The 26,377-nt window shown below is 69.5% G+C and carries 23 protein-coding genes; 5 read left to right on the top strand and 18 right to left on the bottom strand.

What is annotated here, in order from left to right; all coding sequences use genetic code 11:
- Window positions 1-35 precede the first annotated feature (35 nt).
- Complete coding sequence (locus GTO19_RS16535; protein WP_291018765.1) at window positions 36-782, top strand: tRNA-uridine aminocarboxypropyltransferase; 747 nt, start codon at window positions 36-38, stop codon at window positions 780-782.
- Here the strand turns inward: GTO19_RS16535 and GTO19_RS16530 are convergent.
- Entirely contained in the window at window positions 779-1,477 is a 699-nt protein-coding gene (locus tag GTO19_RS16530) for a hypothetical protein (protein ID WP_291031229.1), read from the bottom strand. The two genes, GTO19_RS16535 and GTO19_RS16530, sit on opposite strands and share 4 nt — an antisense overlap.
- Complete coding sequence (locus tag GTO19_RS16525) at window positions 1,456-2,412, bottom strand: alpha/beta fold hydrolase (protein WP_291018760.1); 957 nt, start codon at window positions 2,410-2,412, stop codon at window positions 1,456-1,458. The genes GTO19_RS16530 and GTO19_RS16525 overlap by 22 nt, the downstream gene beginning before the upstream one ends.
- A 77-nt stretch (window positions 2,413-2,489) precedes the next feature.
- Between GTO19_RS16525 and GTO19_RS16520 the strand changes: the two genes are divergently transcribed.
- Window positions 2,490-3,230 (top strand): AraC family transcriptional regulator, encoded by a 741-nt coding sequence (locus GTO19_RS16520; protein WP_291018757.1) that lies wholly within the window; start codon window positions 2,490-2,492, stop codon window positions 3,228-3,230.
- Window positions 3,231-3,253: 23 nt separating this feature from the next.
- On the opposite strand, the gene kdpE is transcribed toward GTO19_RS16520, so the two are convergent.
- The 6 genes from kdpE to kdpF are packed head-to-tail and all read right to left on the bottom strand — an operon-like array spanning window position 3,254 to window position 11,180.
- Window positions 3,254-3,946: a two-component system response regulator KdpE gene (gene kdpE, locus GTO19_RS16515; RefSeq protein WP_291018754.1), complete on the bottom strand. Its 693-nt coding sequence runs from the start codon at window positions 3,944-3,946 to the stop codon at window positions 3,254-3,256.
- The gene (locus GTO19_RS16510; RefSeq protein WP_291018751.1) at window positions 3,943-6,657 is read right to left on the bottom strand and encodes a DUF4118 domain-containing protein; all 2,715 of its coding nucleotides are present in this window, start codon (window positions 6,655-6,657) and stop codon (window positions 3,943-3,945) included. The genes kdpE and GTO19_RS16510 overlap by 4 nt, the downstream gene beginning before the upstream one ends.
- Before the next feature lie 10 nt (window positions 6,658-6,667).
- Entirely contained in the window at window positions 6,668-7,288 is a 621-nt protein-coding gene (gene kdpC / locus GTO19_RS16505; RefSeq protein ID WP_291018748.1) for a potassium-transporting ATPase subunit KdpC, read from the bottom strand.
- Between the two features lie 15 nt (window positions 7,289-7,303).
- The gene (kdpB, locus tag GTO19_RS16500; protein ID WP_291018744.1) at window positions 7,304-9,370 is read right to left on the bottom strand and encodes a potassium-transporting ATPase subunit KdpB; all 2,067 of its coding nucleotides are present in this window, start codon (window positions 9,368-9,370) and stop codon (window positions 7,304-7,306) included.
- An 11-nt stretch (window positions 9,371-9,381) separates the two neighbouring features.
- A complete protein-coding gene (kdpA, locus tag GTO19_RS16495; protein ID WP_291018741.1) occupies window positions 9,382-11,094 on the bottom strand; it encodes a potassium-transporting ATPase subunit KdpA in 1,713 nt (570 codons plus the stop codon).
- A complete protein-coding gene (kdpF, locus tag GTO19_RS16490) occupies window positions 11,091-11,180 on the bottom strand; it encodes a K(+)-transporting ATPase subunit F (protein WP_291018739.1) in 90 nt (29 codons plus the stop codon). Before kdpF ends, kdpA begins: the two co-directional genes overlap by 4 nt.
- 201 nt (window positions 11,181-11,381) lie before the next feature.
- On the opposite strand from kdpF, the gene GTO19_RS16485 reads away from it, so the two are divergent.
- On the top strand, window positions 11,382-13,811 hold the full coding sequence (locus GTO19_RS16485) for a hypothetical protein (RefSeq protein WP_291018737.1): 2,430 nt from the start codon (window positions 11,382-11,384) through the stop codon (window positions 13,809-13,811).
- A gap of 22 nt (window positions 13,812-13,833) precedes the next feature.
- Here the strand turns inward: GTO19_RS16485 and GTO19_RS16480 are convergent, their stop codons facing one another.
- Window positions 13,834-14,928 (bottom strand): helix-turn-helix domain-containing protein, encoded by a 1,095-nt coding sequence (locus GTO19_RS16480; RefSeq protein WP_291018735.1) that lies wholly within the window; start codon window positions 14,926-14,928, stop codon window positions 13,834-13,836.
- A gap of 146 nt (window positions 14,929-15,074) precedes the next feature.
- Between GTO19_RS16480 and GTO19_RS16475 the strand changes: the two genes are divergently transcribed.
- Both GTO19_RS16475 and GTO19_RS16470 read left to right on the top strand, forming a co-directional pair.
- The gene (locus GTO19_RS16475) at window positions 15,075-15,545 is read left to right on the top strand and encodes a type III secretion system chaperone (RefSeq protein WP_291018733.1); all 471 of its coding nucleotides are present in this window, start codon (window positions 15,075-15,077) and stop codon (window positions 15,543-15,545) included.
- Window positions 15,546-15,586: 41 nt separating this feature from the next.
- Window positions 15,587-17,689 carry a hypothetical protein gene (locus GTO19_RS16470; protein ID WP_291018731.1) on the top strand — a complete coding sequence of 701 codons (2,103 nt, stop codon included), beginning with the start codon at window positions 15,587-15,589 and terminating at the stop codon, window positions 17,687-17,689.
- A 118-nt stretch (window positions 17,690-17,807) separates the two neighbouring features.
- Here the strand turns inward: GTO19_RS16470 and GTO19_RS16465 are convergent, their stop codons facing one another.
- The 9 genes from GTO19_RS16465 to GTO19_RS16425 all read right to left on the bottom strand — a co-directional run.
- Window positions 17,808-18,449, bottom strand: a complete 642-nt coding sequence (locus GTO19_RS16465; protein ID WP_291018729.1) for an NTP transferase domain-containing protein — start codon at window positions 18,447-18,449, stop codon at window positions 17,808-17,810.
- The gene (locus GTO19_RS16460; protein ID WP_291018727.1) at window positions 18,446-19,483 is read right to left on the bottom strand and encodes an XdhC family protein; all 1,038 of its coding nucleotides are present in this window, start codon (window positions 19,481-19,483) and stop codon (window positions 18,446-18,448) included. The genes GTO19_RS16465 and GTO19_RS16460 overlap by 4 nt, the downstream gene beginning before the upstream one ends.
- An 8-nt stretch (window positions 19,484-19,491) precedes the next feature.
- Window positions 19,492-20,097 (bottom strand): CoxG family protein, encoded by a 606-nt coding sequence (locus tag GTO19_RS16455; protein WP_291018724.1) that lies wholly within the window; start codon window positions 20,095-20,097, stop codon window positions 19,492-19,494.
- 26 nt (window positions 20,098-20,123) lie between these two features.
- Window positions 20,124-21,299, bottom strand: coding sequence for a VWA domain-containing protein (locus tag GTO19_RS16450; protein WP_291018721.1), 1,176 nt, complete (start codon window positions 21,297-21,299; stop codon window positions 20,124-20,126).
- 8 nt (window positions 21,300-21,307) lie between these two features.
- A complete protein-coding gene (locus GTO19_RS16445; protein ID WP_291018718.1) occupies window positions 21,308-22,219 on the bottom strand; it encodes a MoxR family ATPase in 912 nt (303 codons plus the stop codon).
- Window positions 22,219-23,010, bottom strand: a complete 792-nt coding sequence (locus tag GTO19_RS16440) for a xanthine dehydrogenase family protein subunit M (RefSeq protein WP_291018716.1) — start codon at window positions 23,008-23,010, stop codon at window positions 22,219-22,221. Before GTO19_RS16440 ends, GTO19_RS16445 begins: the two co-directional genes overlap by 1 nt.
- 21 nt (window positions 23,011-23,031) lie before the next feature.
- Entirely contained in the window at window positions 23,032-25,407 is a 2,376-nt protein-coding gene (locus GTO19_RS16435) for a xanthine dehydrogenase family protein molybdopterin-binding subunit (protein ID WP_291018713.1), read from the bottom strand.
- A gap of 10 nt (window positions 25,408-25,417) precedes the next feature.
- Window positions 25,418-25,882, bottom strand: a complete 465-nt coding sequence (locus tag GTO19_RS16430) for a (2Fe-2S)-binding protein (RefSeq protein WP_291018711.1) — start codon at window positions 25,880-25,882, stop codon at window positions 25,418-25,420.
- A gap of 166 nt (window positions 25,883-26,048) precedes the next feature.
- Window positions 26,049-26,377 (bottom strand): helix-turn-helix transcriptional regulator (locus GTO19_RS16425; protein ID WP_291018708.1); only part of this gene is annotated, 329 nt, incomplete at its 5' end.

The raw sequence follows: 26,377 nt of genomic DNA, 5'->3' as shown, positions 1-26,377 counted from the left end.
GCGGCGGCACGGGGCGGCGGTACAGTCGCCGCCTCATGTCCCACGCCGTCTTCCGCCTGCGCGCCGCGCGCATGGCCGCCAGTGTCAAGCCCTTCGTGGCCCGCGGCGGCGCGGCCATCCGGTGCGAACGTTGCCGCCTCCTGCGGGCCTACTGTGTCTGCGATCTGCAGCCCCGCGTGGACACACGCGCCGGCGTGTGCCTGCTCATGGGCGACATCGAGGCGCTCAAGCCCAGCAACACCGGCTGGCTCATTGCCGACGTGGTGGCCGATACCTGGGCCTTCGGCTGGTCGCGCACCGTCATCGATCCCGCGCTCATCGCCTTGCTGAGCGACCCGCAATGGCAGCCTTGCGTGGTGTTCCCGGGTGAGTTCGTGGAGCCCTCGCGGGTCATCGCCACGCCGCCGCCGGCCGAACCCGCCACGGCCGATGCGCCCGCGCGCCGCCCGCTGTTCGTGCTGCTCGACGGCACCTGGTCCGAGGCGCGCAAGATGTTCAACAAAAGCCGCTACCTCGACCCGTTTCCGGTGCTGAGCCTGCACCCCGACCACCCCTCCAGCTACCGCCTGCGCCGCGCCGCGCGCGATGATCACTTCTGCACCGCCGAGGGGGCGGCCCTGTGCCTGGCGCTGGCGGGCGAGCCGCGCGCGGCCGAGGCGCTGTCGGCCTGGTTCGGCGTGTTCACCGAGCACTACCTCAAGGGCAAGCAGAACCAGCCGGTGGATGACGCGGACCCGGTGCACCAGCGGCTGCGTGCCCTTGCGCCTGTCGCGGCACCTTAGCCGCAGCGCACCAGCGCTTTGCCGCCGGGCGCGGCCACGTCGGTTCGCCGCTCCAGCACCTCGGCCGGTGGGCCCGCATCCTTCGAACCGGCTTCGGCGCCCACGCGCAGACGAACGACGTCGCCGGGTGCCAGGCGCAGGCGGTCCGGCGCGGTCGCCACCCAGACCGGCGCATACCAATCGCCACCGTCCAGCACCTTGAGCTGGCAGCCCAGGCGCAGCACGCGGCCGGCCGCCAGGTCGCTGTCGCGCAGCGCGTCCAGGCGGCGCAAGCCGGCCGCGGCGAAGTCGAAGGCCCAGGCCGGCACGGGGCCGCGCAGTTCGTGCACGTCCGCCACGGTGCGCCTGGGCAGCCGCACGCCGGGCGGCAGCAGCACCGTCACCGTGTGCCAGCGCATGCCCGAGGGCTGCGCGCCGTCGGGCACGCCGCACTCGCCTTCGACCAGCCGACCCTCGTCGAGCTCGCGCCGCGCCACCCCGGCGCGCAGGGCCGCGTACAGCTCGGGGTGGCCGTCGCGCAGGGCGTGGCGGTCCGTCACCACGTCCAGTACCTGGGCCTGCGTCTCGCTCCCGGCGCGGGGCGCCGTTTCGCAGGCGGCCAAGGCGGCGCACAAGGCCAGCGCCATGAAGCGCCAGGACGCTGAGCTTGGGGCGCGGGCAGGCAGGAAGGGGCTCATGCGCATCGGGTCATCCATCGGTGGCGTGCCAGGAAGGGGCGGTAGCGCTGCGCCACGGCCAGCGGGTCCTCCATCATCGGCAAATGTCCCAGGCGGTCCAGCACCTGGATGTCCGCGTCGGGACGGTGCCAGCGCAGCGTGCGCGCGCCCGACACGTGGAACACCCGGTCGCGCCGACCCCACAGCGTCAGCAGCGGCGCGCGCACCCGCGCAAGTCGCGCCTCCAGCAGATGGCGGTCGGCCAGGTGCTCCTGCCAGATGCGGTGATTCGACGGCGCCCGCCGGATCGCGTCCTCGCGCGCCACGCGCAGGATGGGCCAAGGCAGCCACGGCCGCTGCGCGAACAGGCGCGCGAGCAGGGCGTCGAATTCCGCCGGGTCGTGCGCGATCAGCGGCGCCTGCCCCGCGTCGATCAGGCGGTCCGTCTCGCTGGCTTGCGGCGAGCGCAGGCCATGCGGCGCGCCGATGAAGGCCAGCGAGGCCACGCGCCCGGGGTACTCGCCGGCCAGCAGGGCGCCCAGCGCACCGCCCATGGAGCTGCCCGCCACGTGCGCGCGCTGCAGGCCGATCGCGTCCATGAAGGCGCGCAGGCGCTCCACCTGCTCGGCGTAGCCATAGCGCTGGTCGTCGTGCCGCTCACTCGCGCCATAGCCGGGCAGGTCGGGCACGATCACACGGTGGTGCGGCGTGAGCCGCCGCGCCAGATCGACCCAGTGGTCCTTCTCCGCGAAGATGCCGTGCAGCAAGAGCACCGGCTCGCCACGCCCGCCGTCCAGATAATGCAGCGCGTGCCCGGCCACGCGGACCTGGCGCTCGACCAGGCCCGCCAGCCGGCGGTTCATGTTCACCAGTGGAGCCTTGAGCAGATGGGACAGGCCCTTGCCTGCAGCGTTGATCAACCCGGCCTGCGGGGCCAGGCCCAGCGCCCAATGGTGGGCGGTACGAATCGACACCTCGTTCTCCTGTCGTGGGGGTGGATGGAGCCGCCACGGTATCGGCCGGGCTCGCGAGCGTCTTGGAGGTTTGGGCTGTGTTGAGCGGCAACGCGCTCACCCTGTGCGCCGACAAGGCGCTGTACCTGGGTGAGATCCCCGCCACCGGCTGGCACCGCCACGCCGCGCCGGTGCTGCTGCTGGGGCTGTCGGGGCGGTTTCGCCTGCTGTTGCCGGGCGGGCGCGTCGAGACCTGCCACAGCGCCTTGATCGACGCCGGCGTGGAGCATGTGTTCGATCCGCAGGGCGAGCGCGTCGCGCTGATGTACCTGGAGCCCGACGCGCCGGAGGTGCGGCGCCTGAGGCCGGTGTTCGCGCGCCAGGGCCCGGTGATTGGCGAGCCGGTGCCCCGCGCCGTGAACCGCTGGCACACCGAACAGCGCCTGCACAGCTTCGACCTGCCCGCGCTGCTGGGGCGCCAGGGGCTGCCCGAGCTGCAGCCGGTGGACCCGCGCGTGCTGCGCAGCCTGCAGCGCCTGCGCGAAGCGGGTGAGGGCGTGCCCGACCGCGAGGCGCTGGCGCGTTCGGCGCACCTGTCGGCCTCCCGCTTCAACCACTTGTTCAGCGACGAACTGGGGGTGAGCTTTCGCAGCTACCGCATCTGGACCCAGGTGCGGCGGGCCATGGCCGCCTACCGGCCCGACGGCAGCCTCACCGAGGCCGCGCTGGACGGTGCCTTCGCCGACTCGGCCCACTTCAGCCGCATGTTCCGCCACACCTTCGGCATGACACCGTCCAGCGTGCTGCGGCCGCTGCGCGCGGTGAACCTGCTCGGGTGAGTGCGCCGGCTCAGGGCACGTTCTCAGGGCACGAAGCGGTAGCCGATGCCGGTCTCCGTGAGCAGGTGCCTGGGCATCGCCGGGTGCAGCTCGATCTTCTTGCGCAGGTTGGCCATGTGCACGCGCACGTAGTGCGTGTCCTCGCGGTGGCCGGGGCCCCACACGGCCTGCAGCAGTTGCGCGTGGGTGATCACGCGCTCGGGCTGGCTGGCCAGGTGGGTGAGCAGCTTGTATTCGATGGGCGTGAGCCGCAGCGGCTCACCCGCGCGCTGCACCTGGTGGCGCGCCAGGTCGATGGCCACCTCTCCGAAGCGGATGACCGATTCCCCGGCGGGCGTCTGGGCGAGGTGCCGGCGCAACTGCGCGCGCACGCGTGCCATCAGTTCACCCGATCCGAACGGTTTGACGAGGTAGTCGTCGGCGCCCGCGTCCAGTGCCTCGATCTTGCTGGCCTCGGCGCTGCGCGCCGACAGCACGATCACCGGCACCGCCGACCACTGGCGCAGGTCGCGGATCAGGTCCACGCCGTCGCCGTCGGGCAGGCCCAGGTCCAGCACCACCAGGTCGGGGCGGCGCGTGCCGGCCTCGATCAGGCCGCGCTGCAAGGTGGCGGCCTCGTGCACCTCGTGGCCTTCGGCCTGCAGGGTGAGCCGCACGAAGCGGCGGATGTCGGCCTCGTCTTCGACGACCAGGATCTGCGGGGCGTGTGTGCTCATTGCGTCGAATGGTCGGCCGGCGGCGTGCCGCGCGGCAGGGTGATCTCGATGCGCGCGCCCTCCACGCGGCCGTCGCGCTCGCGGTTGCGGCCCTCGATGCGTCCGCCGTGTGCTTCGACGATGGCGCGGCCGATGGCCAGGCCCAGGCCCACGCCGGGCGTGGCGCTTTCACGCGAGCCGCGCTCGAACTTCTCGAACACGCGCGCCTCCTGGCCGCGCGGCAGGCCCGGTCCGTGGTCGTCCACGCACAGCCGCACCACGTCGGCGTCCGCAACGGCCCACAGGCGGATGGCCGAGCCCGCCGGCGTGTACTTGGCCGCGTTCTCCAGCAGGTTCACCAGCACGCGCTCCATCAGGACGGCGTCGAACTGCAGCAGCGGCAGATCGGCCGGCAGGTGCACCTCGATCGCGCGGCCGTGCAGCGCGTCGCCGCAGGCCGCCAGCGCGCTGCCCACCACTTCTTCCAGCGGCTGCCAGGCGCGCTGCAGGGGCACCGCGCCGGCCTGCAGGCGCGCCATGTCCAGCAGGTTGGTCACCAGCGCCGCCATGCGCCGCGCCGACTGCGCGATGGCCTCGGCCAGCTCGGCCTGCGCGGGCGACAGCGGTGGCGGTGTGAGGCGAAGCGCGTCGCCCAGGCCCACCAGCGAGGCCAGCGGCGTGCGCAGGTCGTGCGAGATGGCGGCCAGCAGCGAGTTGCGCAGGCGCTCCGATTCGATCTGCACCGTGCTGTGCTGCGCCACTTCGATGTAGTGGATGCGTTCCAGCGAGATGGCGAGCAGCGAGGCGCAGGCCTGCAGCGCCCGGCGCTGCTCGGTGTCCAGTGCCCGGCGCTGCCCCTGGCCCGCCGCGCCGGGGTCGAGCACCAGCGCGCCGCGCGTGCGCATCGGCGCCTTCAGCGGCACCACCAGCGTGGCGCTGGCGGGCAGGGTGTCGGTGCCGCGGCCGGCGGGCTCGCCGCGTTCGAAGGCCCACTGCGCCACCGCCATATCCACCGGCGCCTGCCCACCGGGCAGGGCCTGCAGGCGGTCGTGTTCGTCGGCGGCCAGCAGGCTGCTGCGCATGCCGAACTCGGCCTGCACGAAGCGCGCACCGATCTCGGCCACCTGCTCGGGCAACAGCGCGGCCGACAGGTCGCGCGACATGTCGTGCAGCGCGCGCACGCGCCGCTCGCGCCGCGTGGCGGCATCGGCCTGCTGCCGCAGCACGGCGGTGAGCTGGCCGATGGCCAGCGCCACCACCAGCATCACGGCGAAGGTGACGAGGTACTCCACGTCGCTCACGGCCAGCGTGAAGCGTGGCGGCACGAAGAAGAAATCGAACAGCGCCACGCCCAGAAAGGCCGCCAGCACCGCGGGGCCGCGCCCGAAACGCAGCGCGATGCCCACCACCACGAGCAGGAAGATCATCACGATGTTGCTGAGCTCCAGCACCGGGATGAGCGGGGTGGCCAGCAGGGCCGTGAGCCCACAGGCCACGGCAGCCGCCAGATAGCCGGGCCAGCGCGGTCCGGGCGGTGCCTCGTCGGCCGCCCGGGCGGGCACTGCGCGCTCGCTTCCGCCGGGTGGCTCGGCCACGTGCAGCAGCTCCAGCTCGCCCGCCTGCGCGGCGATGCGCTCGGCCATGGGCCGCGCCCAGGGCCAGGCGCGGCGCGAGCGGCCCAGCACCAGGCGCGTGAGGTTGTGCTCGCGCGCATGACGCACCAGCGCGCGCGCCGGGTCGCGGTCGCTGAAGCTGCTCACGCTGGCGCCCAGGGATTCGGCCAGGTCCAGCGCTTTCTGCGTGGCGGCGTCGGGCTCACGCGACAGCGCCTGCACGTGCACAGCGTGCCAGGGCACGTCGAGCTGCGCGGCCATGCGCGCGGCGCTGCGCACCACCTTGTCGGCCGAGGCGCCGGGCCCCACGCAGGCCAACAGCGATTCGCGGTTGGGCCACACGGGGCGCACCGCGCCAGCCTGGCGGAAGGCGCGCACCTGGTCGTCCACCCGGTCGGCGGTGCGGCGCAGGGCCAGCTCGCGCAGCGCCAGCAGGTTGCCCTTGCGGAAGAAGTTCGCGGCGGCGCGTTCGGCGCGCTGGTCGTCGCCCTCGCGCGTGGGCAGGTAGACCTTGCCGCTGTGCAGGCGCTCCAGCAATTCGTCGGGTGGCAGATCGACCACCACCACCTCGTCGGCCCCGTCGAACAGGCGATCGGGCACGGTCTCCCACACACGGATGCCGGTGATGCCGCTGACCACGTCGTTCAGGCTCTCCAGGTGCTGCACGTTCATCGTGGTCCACACGTCGACGCCGCTGGCCAGCAGTTCCTCCGCGTCCTGCCAGCGCTTGGGGTGGCGCGATCCGGGCGCGTTGCTGTGCGCGAGTTCGTCGAGCAGCACCAGGGCCCCGGGGTGCGTGGCGCCGAAGGCCAGGGCCGCGTCGAGGTCGAACTCGTGCAGCGCGTGACCCTTGTGCGGCACGCTGCGCAAGGGCAGGCGCGGCAGGCCCTGCGTCAGCGCCTGCGTTTCGGGCCGGCCATGGGTTTCCACCACGCCGATGGTGACGGCCGTGCCCTCCGCCTGGGCGGCGCGCGCGGCCGAGAGCATGGCGTAGGTCTTGCCCACGCCGGCGGACGCGCCGAAGAAGATCTTCAGCCGCCCGCGCCGCGCCCGGTCCTCGTCGGCCTGCACCTGCGCGAGCAGGAGGTCGGGGTCGGGGCGCTGCGTGGCGTCGTTCATGGCGCCCGCATCATCGCACCGGCGTCGCGGCGGCATCGATCGCGAGGTTGAGTGCCAGCACGTTCACGCGCGGCTCGCCCAGGCCGGGGATCAGTGGGCGCCGGGCGTGGCGGTCCACCAGGGCCTGCACGGTGTCCGGCGCCAGGCCGCGCGCGCGGGCCACGCGCTTGATCTGGTACTGCGCCGCCGCCAGGCTGATGTGCGGGTCCAGCCCGCTGGCCGACGCGGTCACCAGGTCCACCGGCACGGGCGCGCTGTTGCCCGGGTCGGCCGCGCGCAGCGCCGCGATGCGCTCGCGCACGGCGTCCTGCAGCGGCTGGCTCGTGGGGCCGAGGTTGGAGCCGCCCGAGGCCGCCGCGTTGTAGGGCGTGGGCCCGGTTGCCGAGGGCCGGCCCCAGAAGTGGCCCGGCTCGGTGAAGGCCTGGCCGATGAGCGCGGAGCCCACGGGCTTGCCGTCGCGCTGGATGAGGCTGCCATTGGCCTGATGAGGAAACAGCGTCTGCGCCGCGCCGGTGAGCAGCAGCGGGTAGAGCAGGCCGGTGACCACGCTCAGCAGCAGGAACAGCAGCACGGCGGCGCGCAGCGTGGTGCCCAGGCTTTCGTGGTGGGTGGGGGTGTTGTCGCTGGTCATGAGAACTCCTTGGGTTCAGGCCAGGCCCAGGCCGGCGATCACGAGATCGATGGCCTTGATGCCGATGAAGGGAACGATCACGCCGCCCAGGCCGTAGATCGCCAGGTTGCGCCGCAGCAGCGGGCCCGCGCCCACGGCGCGGTAGCGCACGCCGCGCAGCGCCACGGGGATCAGCGCCACGATGACCAAGGCGTTGAACACCACCGCCGAGACGATGGCCGAGGCCGGGCTCGCCAGTTGCATCACGTTGAGCGCCTGCAACTGCGGGTAGGTGGTGACGAACGCCGCCGGCACGATGGCGAAGTACTTCGCCACGTCGTTGGCGATGCTGAACGTGGTCAGCGCGCCGCGCGTCATCAGCAACTGCTTGCCGGTCTCCACGATCTCGATCAGCTTGGTGGGGTTGCTGTCGAGATCGACCATGTTGCCGGCCTCCTTGGCGGCCTGCGTGCCGGTGTTCATGGCCACGGCCACGTCGGCCTGGGCCAGTGCGGGTGCGTCGTTGGTGCCGTCGCCTGTCATGGCCACCAGGCGACCGCGGGCCTGGTGCTCGCGGATCAGCGCCAGCTTGGCCTCGGGCGTGGCCTCGGCGAGGAAGTCGTCCACGCCGGCCTCTGCCGCGATCGCCGCCGCCGTGAGGCGGTTGTCGCCGGTCACCATCACGGTCTGGATGCCCATGCGCCGCAGCTCGGCGAAGCGCTCCTTGATGCCGCCCTTGACGATGTCCTTCAACTCCACCACGCCCAGCACGCGCGCGTTGTCGGCCACCACCAGCGGCGTGCTGCCGCGCCGCGCGGCGTCGTCCACCAGGGTCTGCACGGCCATGGGCCACACGCCGCTGAGGGCTTCCACGTGGCGGCGGATCGCGTCGGCCGCGCCCTTGCGGATCTGGCGGCCCTCGGCAAGGTCCACGCCGCTCATGCGCGTCTGCGCCGTGAACGCGACGAAGTGCGCTCCCATGGACTGCAGTTCGCGTTCCCGCAACTGGTGCCGCTGCTTGGCCAGCACCACGATGCTGCGGCCCTCGGGCGTTTCGTCGGCCAGCGAGGCGAGCTGTGCGGCGTCGGCGAGATCGCGCTCGCTCACACCGGGCGCCGGCAGAAAGGCCGCCGCCTGCCGGTTGCCCAGGGTGATGGTGCCGGTCTTGTCGAGCAACAGCACGTCCACGTCGCCAGCCGCCTCCACCGCGCGGCCCGAGGTCGCGATCACGTTGGCCTGCATCAGGCGGCTCATGCCCGCCACGCCGATGGCGGACAGCAGCCCGGCAATGGTGGTGGGGATCAGGCACACCAGCAGCGCCACCAGCACCACCAAACCGACCGGTTCGCCCACGCCCCCCGCCTGCGCGCTGAAGGTGGAGAACGGCAGCAAGCTCACCACCACGCCCAGGAACACGATCGTCAGCGCCACCAGCAGGATGGTCAACGCGATCTCGTTCGGCGTTTTCTGGCGCCGCGCGTTCTCCACCATCGCGATCATGCGGTCCACGAAAGTCTCGCCGGGGTTCACGCTCACGCGAACCACCACCGCGTCCGACAACACGCGTGTGCCACCGGTGACGGCCGAGAAATCGCCGCCCGACTCGCGGATCACCGGCGCCGATTCGCCCGTGATCGCACTCTCGTCCACCGAGGCCACGCCGCCGATCACCTCGCCATCGGCGGGTACCGTGTCGCCGGCCTCGATCAGCACCACGTCGCCCTTGCGCAGCAACTCGGCCTCGATCGGCAGCCAGCGCATGGCCGTGCGCGGGGTACCGGGCTTGAACGCGCCGTCCAGCTTCTTCGCCCAGGTCTGGCGCTTCAAGCCACGCAGACTCGCCGCCTGCGCCTGGCTGCGCCCTTCGGCCATCGCTTCCGCAAAGTTGGCAAACAGCACCGTGAACCACAGCCACAGCGCCACGGCGAGCGTGAAGCCGTCGGGCCGCGCGAACCACAGCGCGGTGGTGAAGGCGCTGCCCACGTACACCACGAACATCACGGGGTTGCGGATCTGCGCGCGCGGGTCGAGCTTGCGCAGCGCGCCGACCAGGGCCGGCCGCACCAGGGCCGGGTCGAACAGGGAAAGGCTTTGTCTTGTCATGGTCGGGCGCCTCATTTCGCCCACAGCATCAGGTGCTCGACGACCGGGCCCAGGGCCAGCGCGGGCACGTAATTGAGCAGGCCCACCAGCAGCACCGTGCCCACCAGCAGACCGATGAACAGCGGCCCGTGCGTGGCCAGGCTGCCGGCGCTGGCCTCGGCGCGCGGCTTGGCCGCGAACGAGCCGGCCAGGGCCAGCACTGGCAGGATCACGCCGAAGCGGCCCACGGCCATGGCGATGGCCAGCAGCACGTTGTAGAAGGGGGTGTTGGCCGACAGGCCCGCGAAGGCGCTGCCGTTGTTGTTGGCCGCCGAGGAGAAGGCGTACAGCACCTCGGTCAACCCGTGCGGGCCCGCGTCCTGGATGCCCGCGCGGCCGGCCTCCGTCATCACCGCCACGGCCGTGCCCAGCAGCACCAGCAGCGGCGTCACCAGAATCGCGATCGACACCATCTGCATCTCGAAGGGCTCGATCTTCTTGCCCAGGTAGGCCGGTGTTCGGCCGATCATCAGGCCCGCCACGAACACCGCCAGCAGCGCGAACACCAGCATGCCGTACAGGCCAGAGCCCACGCCACCGAAGACCACCTCGCCCAGTTGCATCAGCGCCGTGGGCACCATGCCGCCCAGCGGCGTGAAGCTGTCGTGCATGGCATTCACCGCACCGCAACTGGCGGCCGTGGTGATCACCGCGAACAGCGAGGACGCCGCGATGCCGAAGCGCACCTCCTTGCCCTCCATGTTGCCGCCCGACTGAAGGGCGCTCGCGGCCTGGTCGGTGCCGAGCGCGGCCAGGGCCGGGTTGCCCTGCTGCTCGAAGCTGGTGGCGGCCACCACGGCGGCCACGAAGATCAGCGCCATCGCGGCGAGCACGGCCCAGCCCTGGCGCAGATCGCCCACCACGCGGCCGAAGGTGAAGCACAGGCCGGCGGGAATGGCAAAGATGGCGAGCATCTGCAACGCGTTGCTCCACTCGCTCGGGTTCTCGAACGGGTGCGCCGAGTTGGCGTTGAAGAAGCCACCGCCGTTGGTGCCCAGCATCTTGATGGCCAGCTGCGAGGCCGTGGGGCCCATGGCCAGCGTCTGATCGCCCACGCCCGGCTGCAGCGGCGTGAGCGTGAGGTAGGGCGAGAGGTTCTGCACCACGCCCAGGCCAACGAAGGCCAGCGCCAGCAGCACCGACAGCGGCAGCAGCACCCACAGCGTGATGCGCGTGAGGTCCACCCACACGTTGCCCACCCCGCGCGCTGAATGCCGCGCGAAGCCGCGCATCAGCGCCGCCACCACCACGATGCCCGTGGCCGCCGACAGGAAGTTCTGCACCGTCAGGCCCAGCATCTGCGTGAGGTAGCCCATGGTGGTCTCGCCGCCATAGCCCTGCCAGTTGGTGTTGGTGACGAAGCTGACGGCCGTGTTGAAGGCCGAGTCCGCTGTCACCGCGCCCAAGCCCTGCGGGTTGAACGGCAGCGCGCCCTGCAACAACTGCAGCGCGAACACAGCGACCACGCCCAGCGCGTTGAAGACCAGCAGGCCCCGCGCGTAGGGCCACCAGCCGGTCTCGGCCTCGGGCCGTGTGCCCAGCAGGCGCCACAGCGGGGCCTCGATGCGTTGGCCGAGCGTGAAACCGCCGTCCATGACCGTGTGCATCCAGCGCCCCAGCGGCCAGGCCAGGGCGAGCAGCGCCGCGAGAAAGAGCGCGAGCAGGCTCCAGGCGCCGGCGCTCATGAGAATTCCTCCGGCCGAGCGAGCACAGCCACGAGGTAGGCAAACAGCCCGGCCGCCAACAGGGCGGCGAGCGTCACGAAGTCCATGGGAACCCCCGAAGTGAAGACCTGGGTGAGCGTAGGCAGGGGCCCGTCAAGGCGGGCGAAAGACTTCGGGGGTGGGTGTCAAGAAGGCATCAAGGCCGCGCCCGCGCAAGGCGGCGGCCTAGGCATGGAACGAACCGGTAGCTGGGTTCACCAAGCCCCGCACCCAACCCGATAGAGGGTGCCATTTCCCAAGGTGACACCATGCCATCCCTTCCCAAGCTGCCGAATTTCTTGAAATCCTCCAAAAGCCAGCCCATGTCTCGCGAAGAGTTCACTGGACTGACGAAGGAGGTCGAAGGACAAGCCCGTCACACGAAGAACTCCCTTGATGTCAAGGGCAAGCTGTTTCGCGTCGATGGCAAGTCCCACATGCACACGAGCCAGGCTCTCTCCAAGTCTGCCGCGCATCGAAACAAGCGATGTCTCGATCGCGCCATCAAGTACTTGGAAATCCATGGAGCCGAATACGCGCCTGAACAATTGGCTCGCGTATTGCCGAAGCTGAAGGAGCTGAAAGGACGCAAGGAGTTTTCTCCTGCGGAGTTGGCCCTGGCGTTGCGCCCGGTATCGCCCGCACACGAGCGGTCGACGGTCAAAGCAGGGGTCACCATGGTCGCCCGTGAGGTCCACGCGTGGATGCAGGCAGGATCGCCCGAGCGGGCGGCCCTGGTGAACAGCCCGTCTTCCAGTGATGACCAACTGAAGAAGGCGCAGCAGATCGAAGACGCAGTGTCAAAGGACGTGGAGGACAAAGCGAAACCATTCCTCCGGTTCTTTGGTGCGTCGGTTGCGGACTCTCCAGAGGCGAAGGCCATCGAACGTTTGACCGAGGCGTTGCAATCGAGCGCCGTCACCCGACCCCTGTCTCCGCAGACTTTCCACGCTTCGCTGGTGGAACTGCCTCGGAGGCAGCTGAATAACTTGGTCGACGGATTGAATGATCTGGTGCAGCGGGCGAATGGCCCGGCTCCTTCTCCTGAACTGCTTCAAGAGATTCAGAAAGCGAGCCAGGACGTCATTGATTCCGTCAACGAGTGGATGACGAAGTTGACCCGGGTGATCCAGCTCCTCGCCGTCGGATTTCCATCCCACCTGTCAGTTTCGGAGCAAGGTGCCTGGCTCGACATGGCCAAGAGTCTGCTGCAGGTGGCCCAAGCCTGTGCGGCGCCCCATGGCTTGGCACACACGTCGCTTCGCTTCGCTTTGCGCAAGCAGCAACAAGTCACCGAACTGACCACGGCGTTGGCCGTGGCGGCTGTGCAAGACCAAATTCACGCGGTGCAAGAGCACGTCAAGTCGCAGTTTGGCGTCCAGAGCGAAGAAGATGTCGATGCGCAACTGGCGGCGCTGAAGCAGGAACAGCAGGAGCAGCAGGACCTCCGGTTGAACGCGCTTGAGGACGCCGTGGAGGGCGCGGACTCGGCCTGTGTTGCTTCCTCCTCGAAGGGCCTCGAGCCGGCGCTTCTTCACCGACCCATTCGCCAAGCCCGGCCAAAAGCGCCCCTGGCGTCGACCGTCGGCAATGGCACTTTGAAGGCCAGGCAATGGGCGGCCGATCTCTTCGCTGAGGTCGAAGGTGCAGGGCCTCAGGAGCAGAACGACGTGCATCCGCACCCCGCCCTCGAACTGGCGCCCCGCCTGAACCTGCCCGTCAGGTCGACGGCCGTGGAGTCCCTCGCCAGCCGGATCACCGATGACAGCCCTGCGATCGCTGGTCAGGATGTGCTGCTCGATCCACCCTTGAACGAGCCGGTCCGACAGCCTGTGGTGGCACCGCTGAGCGACGAGGACGTGAGCCGCCTGGTGCCGGATGCATTCGTCGGACGGAGGATGGACGAGGCAGTCCAGCGCCTGGACGATCTTCTGGCGAGCATCGACGTCGGAGGCGCGCCTGCTGCGCCACACCCTGCCCACGGGGTGACTTCCGCGAAGGGCAAGCCATGGGCTGAAGTGAGGCAATCCGAGGATCGCCGGCTGCTGACGACGCCGATCCGTTCGCCTCGGCGCATTGGCACACGCGCGCCCGCCTCGTTCGCCACACAAGCCGACATCGACGCGTTTGAGGACATGTTCAGTCAAATGGATCGCGCCAACGTGTCGTTGGCGACGCGTCCTGGGCGGCCGTTGGAAGAGCCGCCTGTTGACGAGGCGCTGTCGAGGGAGATCAACGAACGGCTGGATCTGCCGCCGGAATCCACTGAGCCACCGCTCGCCGAACAGTTGCACACGCTGGAGCGCAGCGACTGGCTGTCGCTTGGCGACGTCTCCGAGACGGACCGCAGGCGCAGCGATGGGCTGAATTCGCCGCGGCCCGACTCACCCGCGGTGGTGGATCAGATGCTCCTGGCCCGATCCCCTGACCCCGAGAGCCCGCTGTTGAAGGGGGTGCTGACCCCGGTCGACGCTGCCCCCACCGGGACGACGGTCGGTGATCGATCGTGGAATCAGCTGTCGGCTGAGGAGCGATTCCTCTCACCTGATGCGGAGGATTTCATGTTGGACGACGAAATCGAAGAGGCGTTTGCCGAGCAGAAAAGGCTGAACGAACTGAGCACGTTCGGCCTATTGAAGGAGCGCCTTTTCGGTCGCGATGAGCAGCCCAAATCCACCCCGCCGAAGCTCAACAAATAGGTGCCAGCGCGCAGCTTGCGAGTCAGCGACTCCTGGCCCCCAGCTTCCGATAAATCGTCGCCCGGCTGATCCCCAGCGCCCGCGCGGCTTCCTGCACGTTGCCGCGCGCGTCGTCCACCGCCTTGCGAATGGCGGCGGTTTCCAGGTCTTTCAGGGGCACGGCCTGCGACACGGCGTTGCGGTCCAGCTGGGCCAGCACCTGCAGCCGCAGGCCCGACCACAGTGGCAGCTCCAGCGCACCGCCATGCGCCGCGGCCGTGTCGAACAGCGACTCGACCGGCGCCGCGAAGTGCAGGCTGGCGTGGCCGGCCGGTGAGCCCGGCGCCACGCCCAGCATGTCGGCGGCCGGGCGGTTCAGCCCGGTGATATTGCCGTCCGCGTCCAGGCCGACCAGGCCGTCGCTGTCGTCACCCAGCACGCGGCCGGGCCAGTTCATGCGCAGCAGCAGGTGGTGGGGCCGCGCCAGCGCCAGCGCGTTCTCGATGCTGCGCGCCGATTGCGACACCAGGTGCTTGAGCGCGGGCTGCTCGGCCACGTTCACGCCGGTCAGGTCCAGCATGCCCACGCACTGGCCGTCCGGGTCCCAGATGGGCGCGCCCGCGCAGCTGTAGATGCTGGTGGCGTCGAAAAAATGTTCGCCCCGGTGCAGCCACACGGGCTGCAGGTCGGTCAGGGCCATGCCGATGGCGGTGGTGCCCACGGCGCGTTCCGACAGGTCCACCCCCACGCGCGCGATGCGCGCGACGCTCGGGTCGTGCCGGTCGATGGGGCCGTTGACGTCGATGACCACGCCCTCCGCGTCGGTGAGGATGGCGAAGTAGCGCGTGTGCGCCATGGCACGCGCCAGCGAGCGGATGACGGGCGCGGCGGCCCGCAGCAGCGGCTGGCTGGCCTCCAGCGCGCGGTGCGCCTGGGCGCTGCTCACGGGGTCGAACGTGACCTCGCGGCGTGGCTCCAGGCCCAGTTGCAGGCAGCGCCGCCAGGAGCGCGCCACCCAGGGGGCCAGGCGGGGCCCGGCGTCGGGGTTGCGCGCCTCCAGCACGGCGCGGCGCGCCTGCTCGATCAGGGCCAGGCGGTCGGTGGGCGAAGCGGCTGGGCTGATGGGCATGGGGTGCATTGAATCAGCCTGCCGCGGGTCGATCAAGCCTTGTTCATGCCGCAGTGCGGCAAAGCCTCGGTTGAGGTTCGATCGCGGCGGCCTAAGCCTGGAACAAATCGGCAAATGTGACTACCTACTCCGCAACTGCGACCTGCCCTTTGTCGATGCCCTGCCTGATCACCGAAGAAGACGCTGCCCAACTGCTGGAGCAGGCGCAACTCAGCCTGGGTGAGGTGGTGCACTTTCTTCATCCCCAGCCCGGCCACTGGTGTGCCCTGTTCCCGGACGGCGAGTCCTTCCAGCTCGAATGGTCCAGACAGTGGACGCGGCTGGTGCTCATTGCCGATCTGGGTTCGCCCGCCCAGGGCCGTGAGCGCGAGGCCTTGAACCTCGCCCTTTCCTACAACGCGCTGTGGCGCCAGATCGGCAACCTGCGAATGGCGCGCGATGGCGGGGCCGGCGCGCTGACCTTGATCGGCGAGCTCGGCCCCAGCCATGCCGAGCCGAAGGCCTTTGAGGCTGCACTCGTGCACTTCGACGGCATGCGGCGTTGGTGGCGTGTCGCCTTGGCCCGTGTCGGCGACGAACCCCTGGAACACACGGTGTCCGCCAGCCTGTGGGCGGCCCGCGTTTGATTCAACCTTCTTCCACGCATACACGCTTGAGAGACATCCAAATGAGCCTTCGCAATCCCTTCTCACGCCCGCCGTTGTCGCACCAGGACTTTGAGAACTGGGCCAAAAGCATTCGCCTGGGGGCCGCGCGCGCGGAAAGTGAGCGCAGCAAGGGCGACGCCGATGCCGGCAAGGGCTCGCACTATTGCAAGCACGGTCATCAGATGCTGCTTGATCTCGAACGCGTCGGCAAAGGCAGCAAGTCTCGAAACGGCAGGGTTCACAAAGATGTCGTCGCCTATCTCATCCAGCAAGGGAAGACCGGGCGCTTCACCGAGACGGATGTGGACCGGGCCTTGAGTGGCCTGCTGGTGAAGAGCGGCAAGGAATTTGATGTCGTCGAGTTGGCAAAAACGCTAGCCCCCATCCTGAAGTTGACGGACCCCACCTCGCTCCAACCGCTGAAACAGGAGGCCGCGGAGAAAGCCACGGCCACGCGAAAGGCCTTGAGCAAACTGGAAGCGGGGCCGCAGCAAACCGGTAAGAAGAGGCTCCGATTCGCTGTGGCCGCCTCCACCAAGGAAAAGACGGCGGCGGACACGCAGTTGGTCGACAGCTATGACAAGGCCTGCTTCGCGGGCGAGCCCTTGCTCAGGGCCATTGACGCCATGGCCGGGATGCCCAACCCGAAAAACGCCGACACGCTGTGCAACCGCTTCAATAAGATTTTTGCGGCGTGGCCTGTTTCGAGCGAATTGCGCATGGAGTCGCTGCCCCAGGATTTGCTGAACAAGAAGTGGGCTGAGCTGATCGAGATGGGGCATCAGCTGAATCTTCTCTTGGAGCAGCGAGACCAGCGCGGCCACGAGCCCGAGTTCCATGACGAGGTGCTGCATCACGCCCGAGAACTCCAGCAGAAAAGTGCCGACTACATCCGCGCCCTGGTGGCGGTGGGTGAATTGTTGACGCTTACCCCTCACTACCAGACCGTCCCGGCCCATCGTGAACCAATCGTTCGGTTCGGCCACGCTCTGGTGGACATTGCAAATGCCATGCTGCATCCGGGCAGCGAGTTCGTCGAGACGTACCAATGGGCTGAGCAAACAGCAGCGGTTGCGCGGACCCAGAAGAAGGAGGCTCAGGCCGCCAGAGTGGAGCGGCAACAAGTACAGGCCACACGAGCCGCGAAGGGGCAGCAACAGGCTGCGCAGCAGGCCGGGGCCCAAACCATCATCCGCGCGCGTTTGGCCGCAATAGATCGAATGGGCGAGCTCGCCAGCGATAGCTTCAGGGCGTTCGACGCCTACCTGGATCCTGACCATGAGGATGGCAAGAAGCTTCATCCGGAACTGACTCGCCTCCTGGCGGAGGATCCGCGCACCCAGGGTCTGAAACTCGACTCCTTGCATGACACGCTGTTCGCTGACAAGCCCGAAGAAATCGAACGCATGCTCAAGGACCTGGGCGAGGCGGTCACGCAATGGCAAGAGGCGTCCGATGCCGACCGCTGGTCCGCGGCGCGGCTTGTCTGCGAACTCAGCTTTCGAGTGAAGTCTCAGATCGATGCCTACCTGGACCAGTTCGACATCGTGAGCGAATTGCTGAAACGTCCGTTTCCGGAGCTGGGCTTGTCGTCGGAAGTTGAGCTCCAGCGAAAAGCGACGGCTCGGTTGATGGCGGAATACGTGAATGGACTGGAGTACACGGAGGGGAGCTGGGTGAAAGGTATCGAGTACGCGCGAGACATGTACGACGCGGCGCGCGCCGATGTGGACGGGTTCGAATCCATCGCAGCTGCCGAACATGTCCAGGATGGGGGGGCCCTTGGCGCCCAGCTCTCGCGGCCTTCGACACCGCGTACGCCCTTGTCCTTATCCCGGCGGGAGGCAGACCTGGCGTCGCAGCCTCGCATGCGAGCTATTGGGCGGCTCCGGGAAAACATGCCGCCTGCACCCAATGATGTCGATGAGCGGGAATACCATTCCTTCGCAGACGTGATGGAGATGGCGGACGATTTCATCCGCGAGCTGGAGGAGAACGCGAAGGCTGACGCAGCGATTCGCAAGAAGGCGGATGCGGGCTTAGTTGGCATGAGCCCGCAGGAATTGGCCCACATGCTGAACCTGCCGACAGTTCCTCTCACCCCCGGCCGGGCGGCGACTTGAACCTTGATCTCTCATCGAACGCCTTGCCAAGCTTGCCTTTGCACCGAGTCGCGAGCGTCGAGCGGCTCGATGGGGCTTCGGGCAAGCGCCACTGATCAGGCGCTTGCTCGAGAGGCGCTCAAACCGGCGGCGCCTCCACCTGCCAACCCATGTCCCGCGCGAGGCGTGGCAGGTCCTCGGGCCTGTCCAGGTCTCGCACGTGCGCCTCGTCCGATGTGTTCCACAACGCGACAGCCTCGGGCTGTCGCTGGCGCCAGGCGCGCAGGCCGCCGCTCTGGTTGCGCAGCAGCGCGCAGGCCAGGCCGTCGAGCACGGCCGGGTGGCCGGGCTGGCCGTTCACTTGAGGCACCAGCACGTGGCGCCCGCGCTCGCGCGCGTCGAACGCGTCCACGGCCGCCAGGATCTGCGGCGCGCCGAGCAGGGGCAGGTCGCCCAGCAGCACCAGCAGGCGTTCGGGCATGGAGGTGAGGCTGCGCAGGCCCACGCGCAGCGAGTCGGCGGGTTCGTCGCCGGGCTCGGGGTTGCGCAGCAGCACGGGCCGGCGTTCGGCCGGCAGGGTGGCCACGTGCGCGGCCACTGCCTCGGCGTGGTGACCCACCACCAGACGCACGCTGTGCACGTCCGCCTCGGCCAGCGCGTCCAGCAGGCGTTCCAGCAGCGTGCGCCCGTCCACCCGGATGAGGCACTTGGGCACGCCGCCCAGGCGGCTGCCCGCGCCGGCCGCCAGCACCAGCGCGACGGTGTTGCTCCAGGGCTTCACAAGTCTTCGCGCACGAAACAGACCGCCGCCGCATCGTTCGGCGTCACGTCCAACTGGTCCTTGGCCGGCCCCACCGCCAGGTCGCGCGGCAGCGGCACGCCGTTCTTCACCGCCAGCACCTCGGCCATCACGCTCACCGCGATCTCGGCCGGCGTCTTGCTGCCGATGTAGATGCCGATCGGCCCGCGCAGCTTGGCCAGGCTCTCCTCGGTCTGGTCGAAGTGCTCGATGAGGCGCGCGTGCCGCGCCATCTGGTTGCGCCGCGAGCCGATGGCGCCGATGTAGAAGGCCTCCGTCTCCAGCGCTTCCAGCAGCGCCAGGTCATCCAGCTTCGGGTCGTGCGTGAGCGCCACGATGGCCGTGCGCCGGTCGGCGCGAAAGCCGCGCACCACGTCGTCGGGCATCTCGGTGGTGAGGGTCACGCCGGGCACCTGCCAGGCGCCGCGGTACTCCTCGCGCGGGTCGCACACCGTCACCGAAAACCCGCTGAACAGCGCCATGGTGGCCAGGTACTCGGTGAGCTGGCCGGCGCCGATCATGAGCAGCCGGTACTCGGGCCCGAAGGCGTTGTGCAGCGCGCCGCCGTGCTCGCGCAGGGCCTCGGGCTGGTCGATGTCGGTGAGCGTGACGCGCCCGGTGGCGATGTCGGTGCTGCGCTGGACCATGCGGCCCGCGCTCAGGCGCTCCACCAGATCGCCCAGCGTGGCGGCGTCGGGGTTGAACTCCAGCAGCAGCTCCAGCGTGCCGCCGCAGGGCAGGCCGAAGCGGTGGGCCTCGTCGGCGCTCACGCCGTACTTGGTCTTCTGCGGCGGGCCGTCTTCCAGCTTGTCGCGGAAGCGGTGGATCAGGTCGTCCTCGATGCAGCCGCCCGACACGGAGCCGACGACGGCGCCGCCTTCGCACAGCGCCATGATGGATCCCACCGGGCGCGGCGAGCTGCCCCAGGTGCGGGTGACGGTGGCCAGCAGCGTGGCCTTGCCCGCTCGCCGCCAGTCCAGCAGCGTGCGCAGCACGAAGAGATCGAGGTTTTCCATGTGGGCGATCAGCCCCAGGCGAGGCTGAAAAAGATGATGAGCGCAATGATGAACGTGCCGCCAAAGGCCAGCGCCGGCCAGGCCCATTCGGGCATGGGGCCCAGCGAACCGAAAGGCCCGCCCGCCACCGCGGGCACCGGCACCGCCGCCCGGGCGGCAGCCGCCTCGGGGTGGCGGCGCAGCAATTCTTCCTCGAAACGCCGGAAGAAGTCATCTGCCATGGATTTGGCCGCGCCATCAATGAGGCGTTGCCCCAGCTGGGCGATCTTGCCGCCCACGGTGGACTTCACGGTGTAGGTCAGCTCCGTGCCGCCGGGCGCGGGCTCCAGCGTGACCTTGGAATGGCCCTTGCCGAAGCCGGCCACGCCGCCCTGGGCCTCGAAGCCCAGTTCGTAGCTGCGCGGCGGCGTGATCTCGCTGAGTTGCACGCGCCCCGTGAACTTGGCCGACACCGGGCCGATCTTGATGGCCGCGCCCACGGCGTAGGCGTCGTCGCCCAGGGGCTCGAACTTGTCGCAGCCCGGCACGCAGGCCTTGAGCACGGCCGGGTCGTTGAGGGCGTCCCAGACCTTGACCTGGTCGACGGGGAGGATGCGGTGGCCTTCCATGTCCATGGGGTTCTCCTTCTTGGGTTTCAGATTCAGCGCACGCGCAGCAGGTCGGCCAGGGCCTGGGCGAGCTGTTCCAGCCGTTCCAGGTTGTGCACGGCCAGCATGCCGTGCGCGTGGCGGTGCAGCACGCTGGCCCCTTGCGCCAGCGGCTCGTACCCGGCATAGCGCAGCAGCGGGTTGAGCCACAGAACCTGGCGGCTGTGGCGCCGCAGCCAGAGCAACTCGGCGTCCAGTTGCGCCGGGTCGCCGGTGTCCAGCCCGTCGGTGATGAGCAGCACCACCGTGCGCCGGCCCACCAGGCAGCGCGCGTGCTTCTCCCGCAATTCGGCAAGCGACGTGCCCAGGCGCGTGCCCCCCGCGAAATCCGCGATGGCGGCGTTGGTCAGCGCCAGCATGGTGTCGGCGTCGCTGTGCTTCCAGGCTCCGCGCAGGTCGGTAAGGCGCGTGCCGAAAGCGAAGGCCGAGCGCGGCACCCCGCGCGTGGCCTGGTGCAGAAACGCCAGCAGCAGCCGCGCGTAGCGCTCCATGGAGCCGGACACGTCCACCAGCACCAGCAGCGGCAGCGGCTCGCGGCGGCGCTGGCGGCGCGGCGGCGCGATCAGCTCGCCGTCGTGCCGGCGCGCCTGCTGCAGCGCGCGGCCCCAGTGGATGCGGTGGCCGCGTTGCCCGGGCCGGTCGCGGCGGCTGGGCACCTCGGGCAAGGGCAGGGCGATGTCGCGCGCCAGGGTTTCGACCAGGCGGAACTCGCTGGCCGACAGCCCCGCGAAATCCGCGTGGCGCAGGCGCTGCAGGTCGCTGGCCGTCATGGCGGCGTCGAAGCGCAGCTCGGTCTCGCTCGGGGCGCGTTGCTTGGCCACGGCGCCGGCCACGGTCAAGGCCTCCTGCGCGCGCGCGCTGCGTGCCGCGGGCTTGGCCGTGGGCGACTTGGGCAGCATCTGCGACAGCAGCTGCTTTTCCAGCTCGGGGTTGCGGAAGAAGGCCGCGAAGAGTTCGTCGAACACCTCCACGTCCTGCGGCCGGCTCACCAGCACCGCGCCCAGCGCGGCCTGCAGGTCGTCGCGCCGCTCCACGCCCACCAATTGCGTGGCCGCGATGGCGCTGGCGATGCGCGCGCTGTCCACCGGCACGCCGGCGCGGCGCAGGGCGCGGCCGAAGGCGGTGATCTGGTCCGGGAACTTGCCCGTGCGCGCGTCGCCGAGTTGCATGGCGATCCTCAGACTTCCGGTTGCAGCAACTGATCGATCATCGGCAACAGCGCGGCCACGTCCTCGCGCTGCTTGAACAGAATGCCCGCCGTGTCCTGGATCACCTCCGGGTCCAGCGTGAGCGTGTCCAGCGCCACCAGGGCCTTGGCCCATTCCACGCTCTCGGCGATGCCGGGCGCGCGCTGGAAGGCGTTGCTGAAGGGCTGCGCGCGCAGCCGCTCCACGAAGCGCGCGATCTGCTCGGTGAGCGCGGCGCTGGCCTGCGGCACCTGGCCGCGCACGATGGCGAGTTCGCGCTCGCGGTCCGGGTGGTCCAGCCACTGGTACAGGCAGCGGCGCTTCACCGCGTCGTTCAGGTCGCGCGTGCGGTTGCTCGTCAGAATCGTCAGCGGCGCGGCCATCGCGGTGATGGTGCCGAGCTCGGGAATGCTCACCTGGTATTCGCCCAGGTACTCCAGCAGAAAGGCCTCGAAGGGCTCGTCCGCGCGGTCCACCTCGTCGATCAGCAGCACCGCGCCGGGCGGCGGCGTCTGCAGCGCCTGCAGCAGCGGGCGGCGGATCAGGTAACGCTCCTGGTACACCTCACGCTCGATCTGCTCGGGCGTGGCCGTGTTCTGCGCCGCGCGCATGTGCAGCAACTGCGCGGTGTGGTTCCACTCGTACAGCGCCTCGCGCTGCTCCATGCCGTCGTAGCACTGCAAGCGCAACAAAGGGCGCCCCAGCACGCGCGACAAGGCCTTGGCCAGTTCCGTCTTGCCCACGCCCGGCTCGCCCTCCAGCAGCAGTGGGCGCTGCAGGCGCATGGCCAGGAACACGGCCGTGGCCAGCGCGCGCGGGGCGTGGTAGCCCACGCCGCGCAGCGCGGCCAGCAAGCCGTCGATGTCGCGCGGTTCGGTCGTCGTGGCGGTGGATTCAGGCATCAACCGTTGGCCGCGGCCACTGCGCGCTGCGTCTGCACGCGGATGAGCTGCGCGCGGTACTCGGCGCTGGCGTGCAGGTCGCTGTTGAGCTGGCCCGCGTCCACCGCCACGCCCTGCACGGCCTCGGGCGTGAAGCTCTTGGTCAGCGCCGCCTCCAGCCCCGGGTGGCGGAACACGCCGTTGCCCGCGCCGGTGATGGCCACGCGCGCGCCGCCGTCGGTGAGCGCCACGAACACGCCCACCAGCGCGAAGCGCGAGGCCGGCTGGCGGAACTTGGCGTACGCCGCCTTCTTCGGAATGGGAAAGCGGATCGCGGTGATCAGCTCGCCGCTGTCCAGCGCGGTGCTGTACATGCCCTGGAAGAAGTCGTCGGCCTTGATCTCGCGCTTGTCCGTGACGATGGTGGCGCCCAGCGCCAGCACCGCGCTGGGGTAACACGCGGCCGGGTCGTTGTTGGCCACCGAGCCGCCCATCGTGCCCATGGCGCGCACCTGCCTGTCGCCAATGCCACCGGCCAGCGCGGCCAGCGCGGGAATGGACGATTTCACGTCCGCGCTGCTGGCCACCTCGTCGTGGCGCGTCATGGCGCCGATGACGAGGCTGTTGCCCTCGCGGCGGATGCCGCGCAGCTCGGCCACGTTGCCCAGGTCCACCAGCGCGCCGGGCTGCGCCAGGCGTTGCTTCAGCGAGGCGATCAGCGTCTGCCCGCCCGCCAGCGCCTGCGCGCCGCCGCCGGTGAGCCGCTTCGCGTCGGCCAGGGTCTTGGGTTGTTCAAGGGTGAAGGCGTACATGGTCTTGTCTCCTTGAATGAATCACTGCTTGGCCGATTGAATGGCCTGCCACACGCGCGAGGGCGAGGCCGGCATGTCGATGTCCTTCACGCCCAGCGGCGCCAGGGCGTCCAGCACGGCGTTGATGACCGCCGGCGGCGAGCCGATGGCCCCCGCCTCGCCGCAGCCCTTGGTGCCCAGCGGGTTGGTGGTGCAGGGCGTGCACACGTGGCCCAGGGTGAAGCTGGGCACGTCGTCGGCGCGCGGCATGGCGTAGTCCATGAAGGAGCCGGTGACGAGCTGGCCCGTCTCGCGGTCGTACACGCAGTGCTCCAGCAGCGCCTGGCCAATGCCCTGCACCAGCCCGCCGTGCACCTGGCCCTCCACGATCATCGGGTTGATGATGGTGCCGAAGTCGTCCACCGCGGTGAAGCGGTCCACGCGCGTCTCGCCCGTCTCGGGGTTCACCTCCACCTCGGCGATGTAGGTGCCGCCGGGGAAGGTGAAGTTGGTCGGGTCGTAGAAGGCGGTTTCGTTCAGGCCCGGCTCCAGCTTGTCCAGCGGGTAGTTGTGCGGCACGTAGGCCGTGAGCGCCACCTGGCCGAAAGCGATCTTCTTGTCCGTGCCCTTCACCGTGAACTCGCCATTGGCGAAGTCGATGTCGGCGTCGCTCGCCTCCAGCAGGTGCGCGGCGATCTTCTTGGCCTTGGCCTCGATCTTGTCCAGCGCGCGCATGATGGCCGCGCCCCCCACCGAGATGGAGCGCGAGCCATACGTGCCCATGCCGAACGGCACGCGCCCCGTGTCGCCGTGCACGATGTCCACCTGCGCCGGGTCGATGCCCAGCCGCGAGGCCACCACCTGCGCGAACGTCGTCTCATGCCCCTGGCCGTGGCTGTGCGAGCCGGTGAACACCGTCACGCTGCCCGTGGGGTGCACGCGCACCTCGCCGCATTCGAACAGGCCCGCGCGCGCGCCCAGCGCCCCGGCGATGTTCGACGGCGCCAGCCCGCAGGCCTCGATGTAGCTGCTGTAGCCGATGCCGCGCAGCAGGCCCTTGGCCTTGCTCGCCTCGCGCCGCTTGGCAAAGCCCGCCACGTCGGCCAGTTCATTGGCCTTGTCCATGCACGCGTGGAAATCGCCCGTGTCGTACTGCAGCGCCACCGGCGTCTGGTACGGGAACTGGGTGATGAAGTTGCGGCGGCGGATCTCGTCCTGGCTCAGCTTCATGTCCCACGCCGCGCGGCTCACGATGCGCTCCAGCAGGTAGGTGGCCTCGGGCCGGCCCGCGCCGCGGTACGCGTCCACCGGCGAGGTGTTGGTGAACCACGCGTCCACCTCCACGTAGATCTGCGGCGTGGTGTACTGCCCCGCCAGCAGCGTGGCGTACAGGATGGTGGGCACCGCCGTGGAGAAGGTGGACAGGTAAGCGCCCAGGTTCGCGTCCGTGTGCACGCGGAACCCCAGGAACTTGCCGTCCTTGTCCATCGCCAGCTCGGCGTGCGTCACGTGGTCGCGGCCGTGCGCGTCGCACAGGAAGGCTTCGCTGCGCTCGCAGGTCCACTTGATGGCGGTGTTGAGCTTCTTCGCCGCCCAGGTCACGGCCACGTCCTCGGCGTACAGGAAGATCTTGGCGCCGAAGCCGCCGCCCACGTCCGGTGCGATCACGCGCACCTTGTGCTCCGGCAGGCCCAGCACAAAGGCCGTCATCAGCAGCCGCTCCACGTGCGGGTTCTGGTTGGCCACGTACAGCGTGTACTCGTCGTTGGCGCGGTTGTAGGCGCCAATGGCGGCGCGCGGCTCAATGGGGTTGGGCGCCAGCCGGTTGTTCACGAGGTCGATCTTGGTGACGTGCGCCGCGCCGGCAAAGGTCGCGTCCACCGCCGCCTTGTCGCCGATGGCCCACTTGTAGCAGTGGTTGTCGGGCGCGATGTCGTGCAGCGCCGTGCCCTTGGGCGCGTCGCGCACGTCCACCACGGCGGGCAGGGGCTCGTAGTCCACCTCCACCAGCTCGGCGGCGTTCTTCGCGTTCTCCAGCGTGTCGGCCACCACGATGGCCACGTGGTCGCCCACGTAGCGCACCTTGCCCTGCGCCAGGAAGGGGTGGGGCGGCTCCTTCATCGGCTGCCCGTCGGTGCTGGTGATGAGCCAGCCGCAGGGCAGGCCGGCCACCTTGTCGGCGGCCACGTCCTGCCCGTCGAAGATGCCCACCACGCCCGGCGCGGCCAGCGCGGCCGTCTTGTTGACGGAGCGGATGTTGGCGTGCGGATGCGGCGAGCGCACGAACACTGCGTACTTCATGCCCGCGAGCTGAATGTCGTCGGTGTACTGGCCGGCGCCGGTGAGGAAACGGTAGTCCTCCTTGCGGCGCAGCGGCTCACCGATGTGGGGGAGTTTGGCGAAATCGATGGCACCCATGATTCGCTCCTTACTTCATGGCGGCAGCGCCTTGCTGCACGGCCTTGACGATGTTGTGGTACCCCGTGCAGCGGCACAGGTTGCCTTCCAGCTGCTCGCGGATCTGCGCCTCATTGGCGCCGGGGTGGCGCTGGCACAGGTCCACCGCGCTCATCACCATGCCCGGCGTGCAGAAGCCGCACTGCAGGCCATGGCACTCCTTGAACGCGGCCTGCATGGGGTGCATGGTCCCGTCGGCCGTGGCCATGCCTTCGATGGTGGTGACCGAGCGCCCGGCCACCTGGGCCAGCAGCACGTTGCAGGATTTCACGGCCTTGCCGTCCACGTGCACGGTGCAGGCGCCGCATTGCGCGGTGTCGCAGCCCACGTGGGTGCCGGTGAGGCGCAGGTGTTCTCGAAGCGCGTGCACCAGCAGCGTGTTGGGTGCCGCGTCCACGGCCACGCTTCGGCCGTTGACCTTCAGTTCTACGGGCATGGTTGTCTCCTGGGTTCGTGGGGAAGCCGGGGACAGTGGAGCACCGCGCCGGGAAGGCTGGCTGCGGGTTAACCCGGGGATTCGGGTGTGCTCAAGACAAGTTCTCAGATTGAGACACGGCGCCAAACGCGCGCCTCGGGAGGCGTTGGAAGCTTGCCTGGGGGTGTCATTCACGCGCCAAGCGAGGCGGCGACAAGAGTTCTTCGAGCGTGCATTGCAGCGGCACGCAAAGCTTCGCCAGCGTTTGAAGCGAGGGGTTTCGCGCCTGGCGTTCGATGTGAGCGATGACGTACATGCTGACTCCGGACCGGCGGCCCAAGGCCTCCTGAGTCATTTCCCGTTCTCGGCGCGCTGAGATGAGGTTTAGTGCGAGCACTTCCTCGATGGATTCGTCATGCGCTTGCCGCGGGACGGGCCGTTTGCCGAAGAGCGATGAATCGCCCCGGGATTTGAGGAGGCTCTTTTCTCTGAGAGGATTGAGCCATGAACAAGAAG

This window comes from Hydrogenophaga sp., assembly GCF_011772445.1.
GTDB lineage: Bacteria > Pseudomonadota > Gammaproteobacteria > Burkholderiales > Burkholderiaceae_C > Hydrogenophaga.
This window is presented reverse-complemented; position numbering and strand designations above follow the sequence as displayed.

Bases quoted from the DNA above. Each gene is read 5' to 3' on its own strand.
- GTO19_RS16535 (WP_291018765.1), top strand. From the start codon at position 36: ATGTCCCACGCCGTCTTCCGCCTGCGCGCCGCGCGCATGGCCGCCAGT.
- GTO19_RS16530 (WP_291031229.1), bottom strand. From the start codon at position 1,477: ATGGATGACCCGATGCGCATGAGCCCCTTCCTGCCTGCCCGCGCCCCA.
- kdpE (WP_291018754.1), bottom strand. From the start codon at position 3,946: ATGAGCACACACGCCCCGCAGATCCTGGTCGTCGAAGACGAGGCCGAC.
- GTO19_RS16510 (WP_291018751.1), bottom strand. From the start codon at position 6,657: ATGAACGACGCCACGCAGCGCCCCGACCCCGACCTCCTGCTCGCGCAG.
- kdpC (WP_291018748.1), bottom strand. From the start codon at position 7,288: ATGACCAGCGACAACACCCCCACCCACCACGAAAGCCTGGGCACCACG.
- kdpB (WP_291018744.1), bottom strand. From the start codon at position 9,370: ATGACAAGACAAAGCCTTTCCCTGTTCGACCCGGCCCTGGTGCGGCCG.
- kdpA (WP_291018741.1), bottom strand. From the start codon at position 11,094: ATGAGCGCCGGCGCCTGGAGCCTGCTCGCGCTCTTTCTCGCGGCGCTG.
- kdpF (WP_291018739.1), bottom strand. From the start codon at position 11,180: ATGGACTTCGTGACGCTCGCCGCCCTGTTGGCGGCCGGGCTGTTTGCC.
- GTO19_RS16485 (WP_291018737.1), top strand. From the start codon at position 11,382: ATGCCATCCCTTCCCAAGCTGCCGAATTTCTTGAAATCCTCCAAAAGC.
- GTO19_RS16480 (WP_291018735.1), bottom strand. From the start codon at position 14,928: ATGCACCCCATGCCCATCAGCCCAGCCGCTTCGCCCACCGACCGCCTG.
- GTO19_RS16475 (WP_291018733.1), top strand. From the start codon at position 15,075: ATGCCCTGCCTGATCACCGAAGAAGACGCTGCCCAACTGCTGGAGCAG.
- GTO19_RS16470 (WP_291018731.1), top strand. From the start codon at position 15,587: ATGAGCCTTCGCAATCCCTTCTCACGCCCGCCGTTGTCGCACCAGGAC.
- GTO19_RS16460 (WP_291018727.1), bottom strand. From the start codon at position 19,483: ATGGAAAACCTCGATCTCTTCGTGCTGCGCACGCTGCTGGACTGGCGG.
- GTO19_RS16455 (WP_291018724.1), bottom strand. From the start codon at position 20,097: ATGGACATGGAAGGCCACCGCATCCTCCCCGTCGACCAGGTCAAGGTC.
- GTO19_RS16450 (WP_291018721.1), bottom strand. From the start codon at position 21,299: ATGCAACTCGGCGACGCGCGCACGGGCAAGTTCCCGGACCAGATCACC.
- GTO19_RS16445 (WP_291018718.1), bottom strand. From the start codon at position 22,219: ATGCCTGAATCCACCGCCACGACGACCGAACCGCGCGACATCGACGGC.
- GTO19_RS16440 (WP_291018716.1), bottom strand. From the start codon at position 23,010: ATGTACGCCTTCACCCTTGAACAACCCAAGACCCTGGCCGACGCGAAG.
- GTO19_RS16435 (WP_291018713.1), bottom strand. From the start codon at position 25,407: ATGGGTGCCATCGATTTCGCCAAACTCCCCCACATCGGTGAGCCGCTG.
- GTO19_RS16430 (WP_291018711.1), bottom strand. From the start codon at position 25,882: ATGCCCGTAGAACTGAAGGTCAACGGCCGAAGCGTGGCCGTGGACGCG.